The organism is Bacillus sp. FSL K6-1145, assembly GCF_038003425.1.
Lineage (GTDB): Bacteria > Bacillota > Bacilli > Bacillales > Bacillaceae > Bacillus > Bacillus pumilus.
Window position 1 is genome coordinate 2,888,391 of the sequence record NZ_JBBOPC010000001.1, and the last position, 16,721, is coordinate 2,905,111.

Annotated in this window: 18 protein-coding genes; 5 read left to right on the top strand and 13 right to left on the bottom strand. The window is 43.2% G+C overall.

Annotated elements, in window-relative coordinates; all coding sequences use genetic code 11:
* Nucleotides 1–88: 88 nt before the first annotated feature.
* Both MHH41_RS14750 and yutH read right to left on the bottom strand, forming a co-directional pair.
* Nucleotides 89–1,072 (bottom strand): 2-hydroxyacid dehydrogenase, encoded by a 984-nt coding sequence (locus MHH41_RS14750; RefSeq protein WP_212045506.1) that lies wholly within the window; start codon nt 1,070–1,072, stop codon nt 89–91.
* A gap of 85 nt (nt 1,073–1,157) precedes the next feature.
* Nucleotides 1,158–2,168, bottom strand: coding sequence for a spore coat putative kinase YutH (yutH, locus tag MHH41_RS14755; RefSeq protein ID WP_034620180.1), 1,011 nt, complete (start codon nt 2,166–2,168; stop codon nt 1,158–1,160).
* 132 nt (nt 2,169–2,300) lie between these two features.
* Between yutH and MHH41_RS14760 the strand changes: the two genes are divergently transcribed.
* Nucleotides 2,301–2,801 carry a phosphatidylglycerophosphatase A family protein gene (locus MHH41_RS14760; protein ID WP_106066291.1) on the top strand — a complete coding sequence of 167 codons (501 nt, stop codon included), beginning with the start codon at nt 2,301–2,303 and terminating at the stop codon, nt 2,799–2,801.
* Between the two features lie 41 nt (nt 2,802–2,842).
* Here MHH41_RS14760 and MHH41_RS14765 read toward each other — a convergent pair whose 3' ends face one another.
* Genes MHH41_RS14765 through MHH41_RS14775 form a run of 3 tightly spaced genes read right to left on the bottom strand, consistent with a single transcriptional unit; the run spans nt 2,843 to nt 4,364 of the window.
* On the bottom strand, nt 2,843–3,616 hold the full coding sequence (locus MHH41_RS14765; protein ID WP_340866682.1) for a TIGR01457 family HAD-type hydrolase: 774 nt from the start codon (nt 3,614–3,616) through the stop codon (nt 2,843–2,845).
* An 18-nt stretch (nt 3,617–3,634) separates the two neighbouring features.
* On the bottom strand, nt 3,635–4,069 hold the full coding sequence (locus MHH41_RS14770) for a DUF86 domain-containing protein (protein ID WP_113387334.1): 435 nt from the start codon (nt 4,067–4,069) through the stop codon (nt 3,635–3,637).
* Nucleotides 4,070–4,088: 19 nt separating this feature from the next.
* Complete coding sequence (locus tag MHH41_RS14775; RefSeq protein WP_003213192.1) at nt 4,089–4,364, bottom strand: YutD family protein; 276 nt, start codon at nt 4,362–4,364, stop codon at nt 4,089–4,091.
* Between the two features lie 120 nt (nt 4,365–4,484).
* On the opposite strand from MHH41_RS14775, the gene MHH41_RS14780 reads away from it, so the two are divergent.
* The gene (locus MHH41_RS14780; RefSeq protein ID WP_050944070.1) at nt 4,485–5,120 is read left to right on the top strand and encodes a YhcN/YlaJ family sporulation lipoprotein; all 636 of its coding nucleotides are present in this window, start codon (nt 4,485–4,487) and stop codon (nt 5,118–5,120) included.
* A gap of 37 nt (nt 5,121–5,157) precedes the next feature.
* Here the strand turns inward: MHH41_RS14780 and lipA are convergent, their stop codons facing one another.
* The gene (gene lipA, locus MHH41_RS14785; protein WP_034317455.1) at nt 5,158–6,054 is read right to left on the bottom strand and encodes a lipoyl synthase; all 897 of its coding nucleotides are present in this window, start codon (nt 6,052–6,054) and stop codon (nt 5,158–5,160) included.
* 327 nt (nt 6,055–6,381) lie between these two features.
* Here lipA and MHH41_RS14790 point away from each other — a divergent pair, with 327 nt between their 5' ends.
* Entirely contained in the window at nt 6,382–7,326 is a 945-nt protein-coding gene (locus MHH41_RS14790) for a M23 family metallopeptidase (RefSeq protein ID WP_251191405.1), read from the top strand.
* Between the two features lie 56 nt (nt 7,327–7,382).
* Here MHH41_RS14790 and MHH41_RS14795 read toward each other — a convergent pair whose 3' ends face one another.
* The 5 genes from MHH41_RS14795 to MHH41_RS14815 all read right to left on the bottom strand — a co-directional run bounded on the left by MHH41_RS14795 (nt 7,383) and on the right by MHH41_RS14815 (nt 11,241).
* Nucleotides 7,383–7,613 (bottom strand): hypothetical protein, encoded by a 231-nt coding sequence (locus tag MHH41_RS14795; RefSeq protein WP_106029280.1) that lies wholly within the window; start codon nt 7,611–7,613, stop codon nt 7,383–7,385.
* A 126-nt stretch (nt 7,614–7,739) separates the two neighbouring features.
* Nucleotides 7,740–8,504, bottom strand: a complete 765-nt coding sequence (yunB, locus tag MHH41_RS14800) for a sporulation protein YunB (RefSeq protein ID WP_044140941.1) — start codon at nt 8,502–8,504, stop codon at nt 7,740–7,742.
* A gap of 75 nt (nt 8,505–8,579) precedes the next feature.
* Entirely contained in the window at nt 8,580–8,885 is a 306-nt protein-coding gene (locus MHH41_RS14805) for a YunC family protein (protein WP_050944071.1), read from the bottom strand.
* A gap of 67 nt (nt 8,886–8,952) precedes the next feature.
* A complete protein-coding gene (locus MHH41_RS14810; protein ID WP_340866499.1) occupies nt 8,953–10,326 on the bottom strand; it encodes a bifunctional metallophosphatase/5'-nucleotidase in 1,374 nt (457 codons plus the stop codon).
* Nucleotides 10,327–10,389: 63 nt separating this feature from the next.
* Nucleotides 10,390–11,241, bottom strand: a complete 852-nt coding sequence (locus tag MHH41_RS14815) for a DUF72 domain-containing protein (protein ID WP_003212748.1) — start codon at nt 11,239–11,241, stop codon at nt 10,390–10,392.
* Between the two features lie 320 nt (nt 11,242–11,561).
* Between MHH41_RS14815 and MHH41_RS14820 the strand changes: the two genes are divergently transcribed.
* Nucleotides 11,562–12,722 carry a PucR family transcriptional regulator gene (locus tag MHH41_RS14820; protein WP_340866500.1) on the top strand — a complete coding sequence of 387 codons (1,161 nt, stop codon included), beginning with the start codon at nt 11,562–11,564 and terminating at the stop codon, nt 12,720–12,722.
* Nucleotides 12,723–12,786: 64 nt separating this feature from the next.
* A complete protein-coding gene (locus tag MHH41_RS14825; RefSeq protein ID WP_340866501.1) occupies nt 12,787–13,944 on the top strand; it encodes an oxalate decarboxylase family bicupin in 1,158 nt (385 codons plus the stop codon).
* 54 nt (nt 13,945–13,998) lie between these two features.
* Here MHH41_RS14825 and MHH41_RS14830 read toward each other — a convergent pair whose 3' ends face one another.
* Both MHH41_RS14830 and MHH41_RS14835 read right to left on the bottom strand, forming a co-directional pair.
* Entirely contained in the window at nt 13,999–15,189 is a 1,191-nt protein-coding gene (locus MHH41_RS14830) for an MFS transporter (RefSeq protein ID WP_340866502.1), read from the bottom strand.
* A gap of 159 nt (nt 15,190–15,348) precedes the next feature.
* Nucleotides 15,349–16,584 carry a pyridoxal-phosphate-dependent aminotransferase family protein gene (locus MHH41_RS14835; protein ID WP_340866684.1) on the bottom strand — a complete coding sequence of 412 codons (1,236 nt, stop codon included), beginning with the start codon at nt 16,582–16,584 and terminating at the stop codon, nt 15,349–15,351.
* Between the last annotated feature and the right edge of the window lie 137 nt (nt 16,585–16,721).

The following is a 16,721-nucleotide window of genomic DNA, read 5'->3' on the forward strand; positions in this document are numbered from 1 at the left end:
TGAGATTGTTAGAATGAAACCGCTTAACAGCTATTTATATCAAGATTCTATATTTTCAAAATATTTTTGTCAGAAAAGCTCCCGAAACTCAGGGAGCCTGAAATGATGAACGAACCGGCGTTTTGGCTTGCTGACCTTGTAGGACAAGCGCAATATTCTCAGCACATAAACGCATCATCGTTTTTCTCGTTTCGACACTTGCACTTCCAATATGAGGGAGAACTGTGACGTTACGTAATGTTGTTAACGGATGAGATGGGCTGACAGGCTCCTGTCTAAATACATCCAGACCAGCGCCGGCAATTTTTCCTGTCGTGACTGCCTCATATAAAGCATCCTCATCCACAGTCTGTCCTCTTGATACGTTAATAAAATAAGCAGAGTTCTTCATCAGATCAAATGCCTTTTCATTAAACATGTCTTTCGTTTCTGGGGTTAACGGCGTCAGGCAGACGATGAAATCAGACTGCGTGAGCAAGTCCTCAAAAGCCGCATAGGTCACGCCGAGCTGCGCTTCTGCCTCTGGCTTTCTTGACCGGTTATAGTACAGCACCTTCATGTCAAAGCCTGCTGCCCGCTTGGCAAGCGCTGTTCCGATACTGCCCATGCCGACAATTCCAAGGTTTTTGTGATGAACATCAGCTCCTGAAAGAAGAAGCGGTCCCCAGCCTGTCCAATTTCCTTCCTTAATCCAATCACTCGCCTCGACAATCCGTCTAGCTGACGCCATCAGAAGGGCAAAAGCTAAATCAGCCGTGGATTCCGTTAATACATCAGGCGTATGACAAATGGTGATGTTGCGCTTATTAGCGGCTTCAAGATCAATATTGTCATAACCCACAGCAAGGTTTGCGATCACCTTAACATGTGGAGCCTTTGATAAAAGGGCTTCATCTACTTGATCTGACAGCATGGTGAGAAGCGCATCCGCTTTCGCTGCTTGTTTTTCTAATTCTTCTCGTGGACATGGCTCATCTTCGCTTGGCCACATCTCGATATGAGCGACTTCTTTTAGTGGTGTAAGTGATGCTTCATCCAGCTTTCTTGTGATATAGACATAAGGTTTCGTCAAGAAGAACACTCCTTTGATTGATTTCTTTAAGCATAACGAAAAACGCCTCAAGAGAAAAGAGACGTTTCATCTGTTCACTGAAACTTCAAATCAGTGGACCTGTGATCCAGCCAACAGGTGGAATGAGGCTCCCGCCGCTTCGCATGGCACTCATTTCTTGAAAGACCTTGAGAAAGTATTCATAGCGATTGGCATCATTTAAGACGTAATCTAGCCGTTCTTCATAATATGATTTTTCATTTTCTCCCGACATGTAGTAGCCTTCTACAATTTCAAAGTAATGAAGCGGGAACAACAGGCGGCTGTATAACAAACGCTTAGAAAAGGAAGAAAGTGGTGTCACCTGCTCATATTGCTGTAGAAAAGAGAAGCCCTCCTCAATTAAATCTTCCTTATGCTGGACAAAGGTTTCTCTTAAGTATTCGGCAATATCCCGGGTTGGATGATCAAAGACCCAATCTACAGGTAAACGAAGCGGCTGCTCATGCGGCCATGTCCTTCGCGAAAAACGTTGGTGGCAGACAGTGCCTGAGTCACATTCTTTCGGTTCATCATCCAGCTCAGTATCCACTAAATATTGAATGGCGTTTTCCGTTAATCCAAGATAATACGGAAAGGATTCGATGAATTTTTTTTCAAATCGTTCCAGTGGTTTTTGGTGCATTTGCTGCATCCAAAAGCCTTCAAGCTGATCTAACCGTTTTGCCCATAATTCCTTCCAGGCTCCCACACGTTTTGTTTCAGACACCTCATATGGAAATCCTCTTCCCCTGACATGAAAGGCCGCCAGCTCTGACGCCTGTTGAAACGAGCGGCTTGAGATCGGCGGTGCTGCCTTTAATAAAGCATACAGCTCCTTTCCATGAGTAAAGGTGGGCTTCTCTTCATTTGTTAATTCAAACACAGCGACGTATGGGTCTCCGGCATTCAGTAAATACTGACTGATATGAAACAGCTCTGTGAGTTCTTCTTCTCGCAAATGAGACACAGGAACAATGATAAAGAGAGCCTCCGACGTTTGAAAGCTCTGATAACTGCCATATGGCATAAGTTGACGCACATCAATACCAAATGTGTGATAAATGGTTTCTTTCATGTTTTCACCTGCGTTCATATGATCGATCTCTTATCATATCGTAGTCGCAGGTTGAGGGATTTATGAATACTATTTACTATCCGAAGCTTTTTACACGTTGTGGACAAATTACGAGGATTGGGTGAGGAATATATGCCACATCATCATGAGATGAACGAAGTAGAAAAAACAGCAAGACGCCGTTTACAAGAACGAGGCGTATCCATTCAAGATATAGCAGACCTTGTCTACTTTTTACAGGAAAAATATCATCCTGGCTTAGACATGACAGAATGCATCCACAATGTGGAGCGTGTCATCGCAAAACGAGAAGTCCAAAATGCGATATTAACTGGCGTCGAACTAGACGTACTCGCCGAGCAAAAAAAACTGACCGAGCCGCTTCAATCCATTCTAGAAACAGACGAAAGCCTGTATGGTGTTGATGAAATTTTATCGTTTGCTATCGTCAATATTTATGGTTCGATCGGCTTTACGAATTACGGATATATCGATAAAGAAAAACCAGGAATTCTCGGGACACTCAACGATAAATCCACAGGGGAGTGCCACACCTTTTTAGATGACATTGTCGGCGCCATTGCTGCTGCAGCATCAAGCAGGCTGGCACATAGTGCAAGAAATGTGGAATAAAGCAAAAAAGAGGACACGCGCGTAACGCTTGTCCTCTTTTTTTATGATAATCGTTCAATCCACTCAGATAATGAATCAATGACAAAGGTTGGCTGTTTGTCATATTTGTGAAGCAGCTCTTTTGTTGTCACGCCTGTATGAACGAGCAATGTGTCCATTCCTGCATTCATCCCTGCCATAATATCCGTATCATAGTTATCGCCTACCATGAGCGTCTCAGACACATCCGTCCCGAGCACTCGCATGGCTTGTTCCATGATGATGGATTCTGGTTTTCCGATAAATGTTGGCTGGACTGTAGTGGTGACGGTTAATACAGATGTTAACGAGCCGTTGCCTGGCAAAAGCCCTCTTTCAGTTGGAATGGCAATGTCTCCATTTGTTGAGACAAATTGTGCGCCTTGACGAATGGCAATCGCACCGACTGCGAATTTTTCATATGTAATGCTGCGATCAATTCCAACAACAACGAAATCAGCGTCTTCCTGACCAAACGTCAGCCCTTTTTCTTCAATGGCCTGCTTGATTCCTTCTTCACCGATGACGTAAACAGACGCGTCTTTCTTTTGTTCGGCAATATAATTGGCTGTTGCCATACTTGTTGTAAAGACTTGTTCTTCAGTTGCTGGGATATCGAATGAAACGAGTTTTTCTGCTACCTGCTTTGGCGTGCGTGACGAGTTATTCGTGACAAACAAGTAGGGAATGTTTAGCTCATTTAACTTTTGAACAAATTGACCTGCTTCTTCGATCTTTTCTGTTCCTTTATACATGGTTCCGTCTAAATCAATTAAATAGCCTTTGTATTTCATGATGTTCACAACTCCAATGGATTATTTAAACGCTGATACTGGGCCTAGCTCCTGCTCTAAGTAGGTACGGATGCGGTTTGGGAAAACCTGTAGCGCATGCTCAACCTCGCTGATCACCTGCAGCAAGTCGTGATGAACCACTTCTTGGTATTGCTGTACAAGTGTTTTGCGGCACGAGACAAGCTTTTTCAGCTGACTGCCTTCCTCTTCTGGTACAACCTTTTCATCAACAAGAATATCCATGATGTCATCATAGCTTCCTGGATCACGCATAATAAAGCCATCAATCATGTCATTTCCCGTATCAAGAATACATTCGACGAGCAAATGGACAATTCGTTCCAGCGCTTTTTTCTCTAGTGGACTTGTCCATGTTTGATGACTACGCATCAACTCATATTGCTCCTCGAAAAAACGTAATGTCTTTTCAATCTTTTTCCTATCTACGAAATACATCATGACGCTCCCCTTTGCGTTATTTTCTGATTCGTTTTAAGACAAAATAGGCACAGCCAAAATTACAGTATTCATAAATGTATTCATCGAGTGTGCTGATTTTTGTATCAAATGTGGCCTTTTGGTTTTGGTCATCAAAGAACCCCTTCAACCTCAGCTGATTGTAGCCCCAGTCCCCCACAATATAATCGTACTTATTTAAAATATCTGAGTACCTTGCTTTAAACGCTTCTTCATCAAAACCGTCTTTAATATCTCTTACAAGATCAAAAGTAGCATTCTGAATGACGATCATCTTCTCACCTCTTTTTAAACGATCCATCTTTAATGATAATTCATTGGAAGAACTCCATCAATTGCTAAAGCATGTTTTTTCCGATTTAGCCGAAGCTAAAGAAAAAAGGAGGTCACATTTATGAAGAAACAACTGACAGCCGCGATTCTTCTCAGCATGCTTTTAGGCGGGTGCGGCTTTCAATCAGGTATGAACCGGCAAGTGGATGAAGATTCTTCAAGTAAAACCATCCGTCTGTCGGATCGTCATGAAGGAAATAATTCCAACATGCCAGAAGCAGACACAAACAGAGCAGGGTATGTTCGTTATCAGCACCAGCAAGTAACGGATCAGAAAGAAAGAACACCTGCTTTAAATCGCGAGCATCTTGCCCACGTCATTACAAGTTTAACTGTGCAGCTGCCAAACATCAAAGATGCAGCCACACTTGTGACAGATGAGGATGCACTGATTGTGTATCGAACAGGCAACAAAAACCGGGATGAATCTGCCGATCAAGTAAAGAAAACGGCGGTTTCTGTTCTCCCTCGTTATTATCATGTATACGTCTCTGATAATCCAGAGCACTTTCAATCCATTGCCAATTTTTCACGTCTTCAAACCAATTCACGTGATTTTGATCAAATCTTAACCAAAACAATTCAACAAATGAAATATTCCCCTCAAGGTGGAGATATTTCTACGAAAGAAGATGCAAATGGTATGACGAATTCCGACCGTACCATGAGAAGAAATGCCCCTTACGGCCAAAATTAATACGAGAAAAACGCCAGAGAGCTCTGGCGTTTTCTTGTTATGCTTGCGCCTGACGCTTTTTAGACGCTTCATTTACTTGTTCATCTGCATGGTAGGAAGAGCGCACAAGCGGTCCAGCTTCACAATGGCTGAAGCCTTTTGACATCGCAATTTCTTTCAGCTCTGCAAACTCATCCGGATGATAGTATTTTTGAACTTTTAGATGTTTTTTCGAAGGCTGTAAATACTGACCAATCGCCATAATATCGACGTTGTTAGCAAGAAGATCATCCATGACTTCAATGATTTCTTCCTTCGTTTCACCGAGTCCAATCATAATGCTTGATTTCGTTGGAATGTCGGGCTGCATTTCTTTTGCACGGCGCAAGAATTCTAATGAACGATCATATGTAGCACGCGCACGAACCCTTGGCGTTAATCTGCGAACTGTTTCAATATTGTGATTTAAAATGTCAGGACGTGTGTCCATTAACGTCTTCAAATTATCGTAATTGCCGCCCATATCTGAAGGGAGAACTTCAATTGTCGTAAATGGGCTTTTTCTTCTAATGGCACGAACGGTTTCAGCAAACACACCTGCTCCGCCATCCTTTTGGTCATCCCTTGCAACCGCTGTTATGACAGCATGCTTTAAGTTCATCAAAGCCACTGAATCTGCCACGCGTTCTGGCTCTTGCAGGTCTAGCTCAGTTGGAAGTCCAGTTTTCACCGCACAGAAACGGCATGCGCGCGTACAAACAGATCCAAGGATCATAAATGTAGCGGTTCTTCTCACTGCCCAGCATTCATGAATATTCGGACATTTTGCTTCCTCACAAACGGTATTCAGGTTGTTTTCCCGCATCATTTTTTTCAAACCGGTATAGTTTTCATTCGTATTCAGCTTAATTTTAAGCCAGTCCGGTTTTCTTACGTGCTCTTCCTTCTTTGCCAATTCCATCATCTCCATATGAATTCGTTAAAGGTGCATCTACAAAAATCTTCCTGCTATATACGATGGATGCAGCTAAGAAGCTGCAAAAAATTGAATCTTCGGCCTAAAGCCTTTTCTTTAGACACTTTAACATAGTACAGATTGAACAACAAGGGAATGAGCTGCAAAAATACCCAAAAGCCTCCTAAAAAAATCACAAGAAAATTACTAACATTTTCTTCTTATGAAATAGGGTGATCTAACCACACTAAACGGTAGAAGACGATGCTTGATGAAAGGAGATGGACGTTTGTGAAAGTGGTTTTAGCCATCATGATCGCTCTTTCAATGCTTCCTTTAACTGTTCATGCACAGGGGGAAGGCAAGCAGCCAGATGTACTGAAGCAGCGAATGGCACTTTACGAAAAAGTCGCCATCACGACACAGGTTCCATGGTATGTACTTGCTGCGGTTGATCAGTATGAGCACAATATTCGAAAAAGCAGAAGAGATTTACCGAAACAAAAAGGCGTCATTGGCATCTACATTCCCCGGGAAATGTGGATCGGCCCTGAAAACCCGAATAAGCAGGATACCTCTCCTTTAAGCATTAAAGTGTTTGATGGAATTGGACTTGATGGAAACGGGGATGGAAAAGCGAACAGCGATGACGATGAGGATGTATTATTCACGTTTGCTCAATACTTGCTTCATTACGGCAACAGCATTGATCAATTAAAAATTGCTTTATGGGACTATTATGGACGAGATCAAACCGTTGGAATCATTTCATCTTTTATGAAGCTATATCAGCACTATGGCCATCTTGACCTCGGAAAGCACGCTTTCCCTCTTCCAGTCGGAGCTGACTACAGCTACCGGAGTACATGGGGAGATGCAAGAGGATTTGGAGGCAGAAGAATTCATGAGGGTACGGATTTATTTGCCCATTATGGACTTCCCGTTCGTGCGACATCGTATGGTGTGATTGAAATGAAAGGCTGGAACCGCTTTGGCGGCTGGCGGATTGGGATTCGAGATATTCATAACCATTATCATTACTTCGCTCATTTAAATGGCTTTGCAAAAGGACTCAAAACAGGTCAAATTGTTGAACCTGGACAGGTCATTGGATCAGTCGGAAGCTCCGGTTATGGCCCTCCAGGCACAGCAGGAAAATTTCCGCCGCATCTTCACTATGGCATGTATAAAGACAATGGCAGAACTGAATGGTCTTTTGATCCATACCCTCATTTAAGGGCATGGGAAAGAGCTGAGCGAAAACGACATTAAAGAAAAGGAGAAGTTTAGCGTTTTCGCACCCTTCTCCTTTTTCATGTCTAAGCAAGTTACTGCTCATTTTTCTCCTTCAAACCTAAAATTAAAAATAGAATTCCCATGATGAGAAAAATGAAATACACAACGGTTACTTCCAATGGAATCATGTCAAACATACCTCTAAAAATATTGATACTTAAGCTTTCATTTCTGACCAGTAAAATGGATGCTGTGATATATTTAGCACTAAATACTATAGCAAAAACCAAAAAACAAATACCACTTACATAAAGTTTCTTCATAAAGCTCCCCCTAATAACAATTAAAATTGATCATGACACATTCATCTATATGGAATCAAGTAGTGAATGAGGTTTTTATTTCCAATGACTGCACATCAAAAAACAGCCCAATCATTCCTTGGGCTGTTATTCTTTCTTCTCCTTTTTCTCTGGGAGAACAATCGATGGAGCGCCTGAGTTCGTTCCGCTGCCATTGTAATAATCTGGTACGTCCCCTTGAACGGCTTGGATGGAGACGGGAACTGAGTTTTTGACCACGATTGTTTCAGATGCAAACGGGATGATGACTCTCACCTTGACCTCGATTAGAACACTAATATCAATCAAGGCATTGTTGATGCCATAAGGCTTAATGTTTTTTTCAACGTCCGTATGCGGATCGCCAATGACACTAAACCGTACAGGCACTTTTGGTCCTAGGTTGGCGATGAGTGCATTTCCGGACGCTTGCCCAAGCGGAATGTTATATATAATGCCGTCATGTCCATCTGTTTGATCCTTTAATGCTTCTTTTGCCTCTTTTTGAAAGTTCCCCTTTTCAATGTCCTCTAAATTTTTTTGAAGATGACGTGATAGGTCAGCCATTGCTTTAGATGTTGCTTGCGCATTAAAATCGATGGTCGTTACTTTTCCGTTCTCACTTGTATTCATAACCACCATATCCTTCATATTCTCCTGATCTTCTGCAAAGTCTTGGACGGAATATTGAATCAGATGATTGGCGATACGCTCTGTTTCTAGTTCAGCAATGTGTATAAGGGTTGGTTTAATGGAGCGGTTAATAAAAAATAGACTTATGACGGTTGAGAGTACAAAGAATAAGATCGCAAGCAGCATGACGTATCGGAATGGCAAAGGGCCCTTTTTATAGGGGCGATAGCGGCGGTTCATTCTCAATAAAAAATCCCCCCTTCTCCATTACAAGTGTATGCAGACAGGCGGGGGGATAGGAATCATCTCTTCATTTTATTTCACCATTTTTAATAAGGCGTCTCTTCCAATGGTTCCAACTGTAATGCCTAACGCTTCTGCAGCGTATGTCACAGATTCTAAAGGGGCATCAAGCAATTGCTCTATCGTTCTCACACCAACTGCTCTCCCTGCGATAATACCTCTATCTGCAAGCTTTTCATTTAAGAGCCCGACATCCAGTGCACCGCACATAATATACCCATGTTCATTTGTCACTGCCATAAAATTCGTCTTCGGCAGTTTGACGGTGACGGCTGTAAAGGAATGTCCATCAATATTAATAGGTGTTAAATTCACCAAATCCCTTCACTCCTCTCATCACAATCTATGTGACAAGAGGGCGAGTGTTGTTAGGCTAAAGCGGATTTCATGTGGCTTCCTTCAGGCGCCAAGTAAGCACATCACGTAAAAATTCCGGCATGAAATATTCAATGTGTTCATGGTCACGGATATGAGGAAATAGAGAGCCTAATGTATACATATCGACTGTGCCAACCGTATATAAGGCGTCTTTTCTGATCAATTGATCATGCACAAAAACATCCTTTACTCGTTTGGTTTCACCTTCTTCTACTGTATAGGTGAGGCCGCTATACAGCATTTTCCCCATCAACTCACCTCTAAAGCCGAAGCCCTTGATGCGTAGCTGTTCCATTTTTTCTTCACAGGCACGCCGAACGGTTTCGATAAGCTGTTGACCGGAAAGCGTCACCCTAATTGGGTTAATTGGGTGCGGGCAGATTCGGTGGACTTCTTCTCTAGTCACGATTCCTGCCTCTAATGAATCAAGCACCATGCCTGCATTCATCATGCCGATATCTGCCCCGCACCAATCTTTAATGGCATCTGTTAAGAGCTGCGGAAGCGGGGATTCATCAAACCACTTCGTTTCTAGCCTTGACTCAATCGCAGTTACTTTCTCCTGCATGAGGGCTTTCGCTCTTCTCTCTGCTTGTTGTAGGGTAGTAATGGCTTCATCTGATTCACTGATCAGCTGATCCACTGACTGCACTGTCGCTTTTTTCTCGATCAGCTCTTTGCTCACTGTGTCAATGGTCAGCTCGACACAGCCAATATAATGCCCATACTTTTCAGCGCATGCAAGCAGTACCCCATTGTCCATTTCACCCTGTTCTAACAAATGATGCGTGTGTGAGCCTAGGATGATGTCGATGTCAGGAAAATCACGGGCGACCTCCCGATCATGGATGATACCAAGATGGGATAAGAGCACAATGATATCCGCTTGTCCCTTCACTTCCTGCAGCATGTCCCGTATGCTGTCAAACGGATCTGTTATTTCCCAGCCCAGCTTTTCATAGACAGGTGTATACGCAATGGTCACGCCTAAGAGACATATTTTCAGTCCGTTTTCCATTTGGATCATATGATAGGGCTTTGCCCACGCTGGCCTTTTGCCTTTCTCAAATAAATTAGACAGGACCACTGGAAATTGTGCATGCTCGTACAATTGATCCAGCTGATCATGAGGCAGCGTAATGCCTTCATTATTTCCAATTGTGACCCCGTCATAGCCAAGCTGATTGAGGAGCTTGACGTTTACCTTTCCATAATCAGCTTCTGACACGAGGTTCACTCGGTCCATATGGTCGCCAATATCAAACAAGAGCATCTGATCGTGAACTTGACGCTTTTCTTCAATATAAGCTGCGATTTTTGGCCAGTTCTCAAAGTGGCTGTGCAAATCGTTTGTATGATATAACCATAGCTTCTGCAGCATGTTGATCTCTCCCTCAAGTTGTCACTGAACCGTCTCATTCAGGTTGAAAGCCGCAGCTCTCATTTAACTAAATAAATCTAACTGCTTCGGAGAAAGGCTTGAATACGTAATATCCAGCAAATCAATCATCTGCTGACCATTCGCCGCTGCATCTCCGCCGGAGTTATTATTAAACACGACATACACATCTTTTGATTGCTGATGCAGGATGTCGAGATTCTTTTTCCACTCTTTTAATTCAGCTTCATTATATAAATATAAGTATCGCACTTCACGCCAATTCTCATGGTCTGCTGGGTGAAGCCAGCCCTGTTTATTTCTTCCGTGAAAACGGACCAATGTTTTATCACGGTGCGTAGCTTGTATGACTGGCGGAATGGAGCCTTCTCCAACTTGCGGCTCATCACAAACAGAATGAATCCAGCCTTCTTTTTCCATAAAGGACAAGGTCTGCTCATAAAATTCATCTGAGAACCATGTGCGGTTACGGAATTCGAGGGCACACGGAATGTCCCCCATCTTCTCTTTACACCATCTTAAATAAAGGACGTGCTCTTTTTTGCAATCAAACCATGGTGGAAATTGAAATAGAACCATGGCTAGTTTCCCTTCACGAATAAGCGGAGTCAATGAAAGAATAAATGCGTCAAACATCTCTTCCTTCGAAGCAAACGGAATTTCGCCTCTCTGATGACCGGTCATTCCTTGATATGCTTTCACGACAAATTGAAAGGTATCTGGCGTATCCTTGATCCACTTTTCATGATTACGTTCAGGCTGAACTGCATAAAAGCTGGCATCCAGCTCCACAATGGGAAACGTAGACGAATAGTGAAACAGCTTTTGCGCGCTGCCGATTTTCGGCGGATAAAGACTGTCATGGTCACCCCAGCCAGTTAATCCGATATAAATCATGTTTCTCACCTCTTGCCACTCTCATGTATAGACGGCTTCCTCACATGAAAGCCTTTTTCTCTTGTCATACCCATCTTTCTGAAAGAAATTCTTCTGTCTACAACATATCATATTTGCCCGTAATTCTGAATGAAGATGACTGATGGTGCGTGATTTTATCATGAACTCTGTTTGTTTGTGATATTAGTTGACAACTTTCTATCTTAAATGATTTGAGCTGATAACATAAAATGCATATCAGAGAAGTGAACAGTGATTGTCCATTTATTTATTCATCTTCACCAAGAACTAAAGTTCTCAATAAAGGAGACTTAGTGGATATGAACTTAGACGATAACCAGTTTGAAGCATTGCAAAAAATCGCCGAAAGGATTCACAAGCCTGTCTATTTGTGTAACCAGCATGGGCGCCTTCTCTGCAACTCGCACATCATCATCACGAGCCCAGATTGGATTCGCATTCTCCCCTTTTTCAAAAGCCGGACACCCCATTATTTTTCAATAATAGATACGAAGCAAACCTTTTCTGTCTTTCCGATTGATCTAACCGAACAAACATGTGAGTATGTGGTCATTCCTTCCTTCATCCTTCCGCTGGATGAAACACTGCAAGTCATCATTGAACAAGCAGTACACGAAATCTCGATTGCGCGAATGAGACAATATTCTGCCCAGCAAACGGCCAAGCGTGCCAGAAATGAAGGATTTCGCAGATGGATAGAGGGTTCATCGTATTCTCAGCAAGACGCTTCAAACATTGCGAAGGCGTTTGGATTAAATGTAGATAGCAGCTATCTATGTATGATCTGTCAGCTTGATCAGTGTCATGAGACCACTCATTTTTTGAAGCAGCAACTGATGTTAGAACAAGTCGTTGATCTGCTCGACAGCGCACTTCCAAGCTCTCCTTTCCCTTCCTTTTTATTTGTCAAAGGTGATATGGGCATTGTATTAATGGAAGAGACGGGCAGTTGGTCAGAGATGAGTGAAAGACTCCTTTCTTTTTTGAAGCAGCTGCAGATGCTCGTTAGCATTCAAGTGAATCACACCATTTCCTTTGGCGCGAGCTTGACTAGTTGTCGCATCACCCATCTATCTGAGGGCTATAGTGAAGCATTAGAAGCGCTTCAAGCCGGACATCTCTCGGCGCAGTCGGAATATATACACTTCTATCAGGCAAAGGATGTGCCAGATTTATTAAAGCTTATTCCAAGAAAGGATTTAGTCACGTTTCACCAGATGCACCTTCACCCGTTATATGAAGCCGGTCAAAATCTCCTCCACACCTTATCTGTCTATTTAGAAACGCATTGCCACATTTCAGAAACAGCGAAACGTTTGTCTATTCATCGCAACACGGTCATTTATCGATTGGAGAAGTGTGAGGAGCTGCTGCGGATCAGCTTAAAAGACCCTGAAACCACATTAAGGCTGCGCTTAGCATTACGTATTCACATGCTTCTTTCACCCCATCCTGAGTGAATGTTTTCTTCCGAAGTTTCATATAGTTTGGAGGAGAAAAATGATACAAGAGGAGGGATGATAAATGGATGATGAGCTGCGTCACATCCCGCAACCCATTCGAGAGGATGGTGCTGGTGCCACCGATCTAGGCCCGCGGGACGTCCTTCGAGATATCGAGAACCCAGATATGCTTGTTCCACCTAAAACCGATGCCGGAATCATTCCTAATTTAAAATTTTCATATTCCGATACACATATGCATTTAAATCATGGCGGCTGGTCGAGAGAAATTACGAAGCGAGAGCTGCCTGTTTCCACAACGATTGCGGGTGTCAACATGCGGCTGACTCGAGGCGGAGTGCGAGAGCTCCATTGGCATAAGCAGGCTGAATGGGCGTATATGATTTTAGGAAAAGCCCGCATCACCTCTGTAGATGCAGAAGGGCGAAATATGATCGCTGATGTAGCAGAAGGAGATTTATGGTATTTCCCCCCAGGTATTCCGCACTCCATTCAAGGACTTGAGGACGGGTGTGAATTTCTTTTAGTCTTTGATGATGGCGCTTTTTCTGAATTTGATACGTTCACCATCACAGACTGGTTTGCCCATACACCGAAAAACATTCTCTCCGACAATTTTGGCGTTCCTAAGAAGCTGTTTGACCATATTCCGAATAAGCAGCGCTACATGTTTCAAGGCTCTCCGCCAGCATCAATAGAAAGCCAAACGGTATCTGATCCATACGGAAGCATCGAGCCGCCATTTACGTACCAGCTGCTTCGCCAAAAACCGCTGACGACCTCTGGGGGAACTGTCCGCATTGTCGATTCACGAAACTTCCCTGTTTCAAAAACCATTGCAGCTGCGCTTGTTGAAGTAAAGCCTGGCGGCATGAGAGAAATGCACTGGCACCCTAATAACGATGAGTGGCAATACTATTTAACCGGTACAGCCAAAATGACAGTCTTTGGAGCAGGGGGCACTGCCCGCACCTTTAATTACAGAGCAGGTGATGTCGGATATGTTCCTTTTGGTATGGGACATTACATCCAAAATATCGGCCAAACGAGCCTTTGGTTTTTTGAAATGTTTAAAAGTGATCGCTTTGCAGATATTTCGTTAAATCAGTGGATGGCCTTAACCCCTCCTCAATTAGTGAAAGAGCATTTGCATGTAGATGCTGCCATGATTCGAGCGCTTCATAAAGAAAAATCACCTGTCGTGAAATATAAGAGATGATGCGCATCAAAAAAACCGATCAAGCTGTACTGATCGGTTTTTTATAAACAAATTTTAAGAAACTGCCGAAGGATGCTGCACTTTTTTCCCCCACACGATGGATGCAATGAAGCTTATGCAAAGCACCAGTGTTCCGAGCATAAAAGGAAACTCAATATTCACATCAAATAAAATGCCCGCAAGGCTCGGTCCGACAATATTGGCAAGGCTCATAAAGGATGTATTGAGGCCGCCCGCTACTCCTTGCTGATTACCTGCCATTTTGGACAGCAATGTATTGAGGGCTGGACGAACAAATGATGTAGCCGACAAAAATAAAATAGAGCCTGCAAAGATTAGCCAAAAGGACGGTGCAACACGGCAGACGATGAGCATCAAAGCCGCTCCTAGCAGTGCATAACGCACGACGCGCATTTCACCAAATCGTTTCACACAGGCATTCACCAACGCACCTTGGACAAGCACGCCTGCAAGACCCGCAACCGTAATCACAAACGCAATATCCTTCGGTGTAAATCCATGTTTTTGGTCTACATATAAGCCGAAAATCGATTCAAAATGAATGATGCCAAAATTGAGGACAAACGCCAATATAAACAAAAAACCGTAGGATGTCTTTAAAGCTTGCAGCATTTGTACAAACGGGTTGAAATGAATGTCTTTGTTTAACCTCGCTTCTTCCTGCTTTTCCTTTGTTAATGTTTCAGGTAAAAACAGGATGGACAATAGGGTAGAAAGAGCTGCAAAGGAACCTGCGATGAGAAAAGGAAAAGCGATTCCGTACTCGACCAAATAGCCGCCTACGCCTGGTCCAATGACAAAGCCTAACGTCATTGCAGCACTAAATAGCCCCATTCCTTTCCCTCGATCCTTCTCACTTGTGATATCAGCGATGTATGCAAACATGGCTGGCATGAGTAAAGCCCCGGCAGCACCACCTAAAAACCGAGACACAAACAGCATCCAAAGCTGATCAGCAAATGCAAAAATAAACTGGGCAATCGTAAAGCCGGCAATCCCCGCAATGATCAATTTTCTACGTCCAAATCGATCGGTCAGTGCGCCTGCAACCGGCGATAAAGCAAACTGTGTAAGACCTGTTGCAGCGACAAGAAAACCGAGTGTTTTTCCTGTTGCGCCAAAGGCTTCAATGTAACTTGGCATGACAGGGACAATGAGGCCAAAGCCAAGCATGGCAATAAAAATATTGAGCATCAAAATGTATAATCTGCCCATTTTCTTCATATCAAAAAACCTCTTTCTACAAAATAAATGAAAATGATGACAAAAATGATCAGAACTTCTTCAGTATAGCGATATCACTGTCTATAAGTCTAGTTTTTCAAAATTTAGTTTTCTTTTCCAAATAAAAAATACCCGCAAATAGCGAGTATCCGTATGACTTTATTCACCTTGTTCATAGATAGAAAGAGCCGCCTGAAGCCCTGCGCCGCAATGGATGGATGCACCATGCTTGATTAAAATTGCTTCCAGCCCTGCTAACACAAACAGCACATTTTCTTTTCGGCAACTATAGCCCATTGTGCCAATTCTCCATATACGTCCGGCTAGCGGTCCAAAGGAGCTGGCAATTTCGATACCAAAATGCTTAAGCAGATCGGCACGTACCGCTTCTCCATCCATACCACTTGGAATCTCAATACATGTCACAACCGGCATTTTACAATGTGGATCACCGAACAATTCAAGTCCCATCGCTTCAAGTCCTTTCATCAAGGCCTTCTCGTGATATGCGTGCCTTTGGAAACGCTCAGACAGACCTTCTTCCAGCACAACACGAACCCCTTCTCGAAGTGCATAGAGCATCGTTGTCGCTTCTGTATGATGATTTAATCGCCTAGGGCTCCAATAATCCTGAAGCTGGCTGAGATCAAAGTAATTGCTTTTAATTGGAGAAATATCCATTTGCTCCTGCAATTCATCCTGTGTCGCAATTCCCTTTTCCACTTTCTTTCTCGATTCAACGACAGCTGCCACCCGGTCATTATACGTGATAGGTGACATGCCTGATGAAACAGACAAGCACTTCTGCGTACCGCCAATCGCCGCATCAATCTTCCATTCATCCACTTTCACCTGAACCCCGCCAATGGTTGCTACAGCGTCTACAATGAACAATGCATCCAGTGCCCGGCACGCTTCACCAATTTGCTCAAGTGGCTGCAATCGCCCGGTGGATGTTTCACCATGGACCAACGCAACGATTTTAGGCTTGACCTGCTTCATTTTCTGAATGATATCACTAGGGTCAAAAACGGTTCCCCATTCACATTCCATTGTATGTACCTCAGCACCATAGCGCTGTCCTATTTCAATGAGAAGATGACCGAACCGGCCAAAGACAGGCACAAGCATCGAATCTCCCGGCTCAATGACACTGGCAAGCACAGCTTCAAGCCCTGAACGAGACGTGCCGTCAATTGGAAAAGCCCATTCATTTTCTGTTTGGAAAAGGGACCGCAATAAGGTCATCGTCTCATTCATGATATGTGTAAATGCTGGATCAAATTGACCGAGAATTGGTGTACTCATTACACGGAGTACCCTGGGATCTACTTCAACAGGTCCTGGTGTCATAATCGTTCTTGAAGGTATTTGCAGTTCTTTCACGTTATCCATCCTTTCCCTTGCTGTCATCCTATATGCCCACTTATACAGTAATGCTGATAAAATAGCAATCTCTTTTCCTATGAACTCATTACATAAAATTTACGAGAAATCCATTTATTTCTTTCTAACATTATGATAGAAATAAA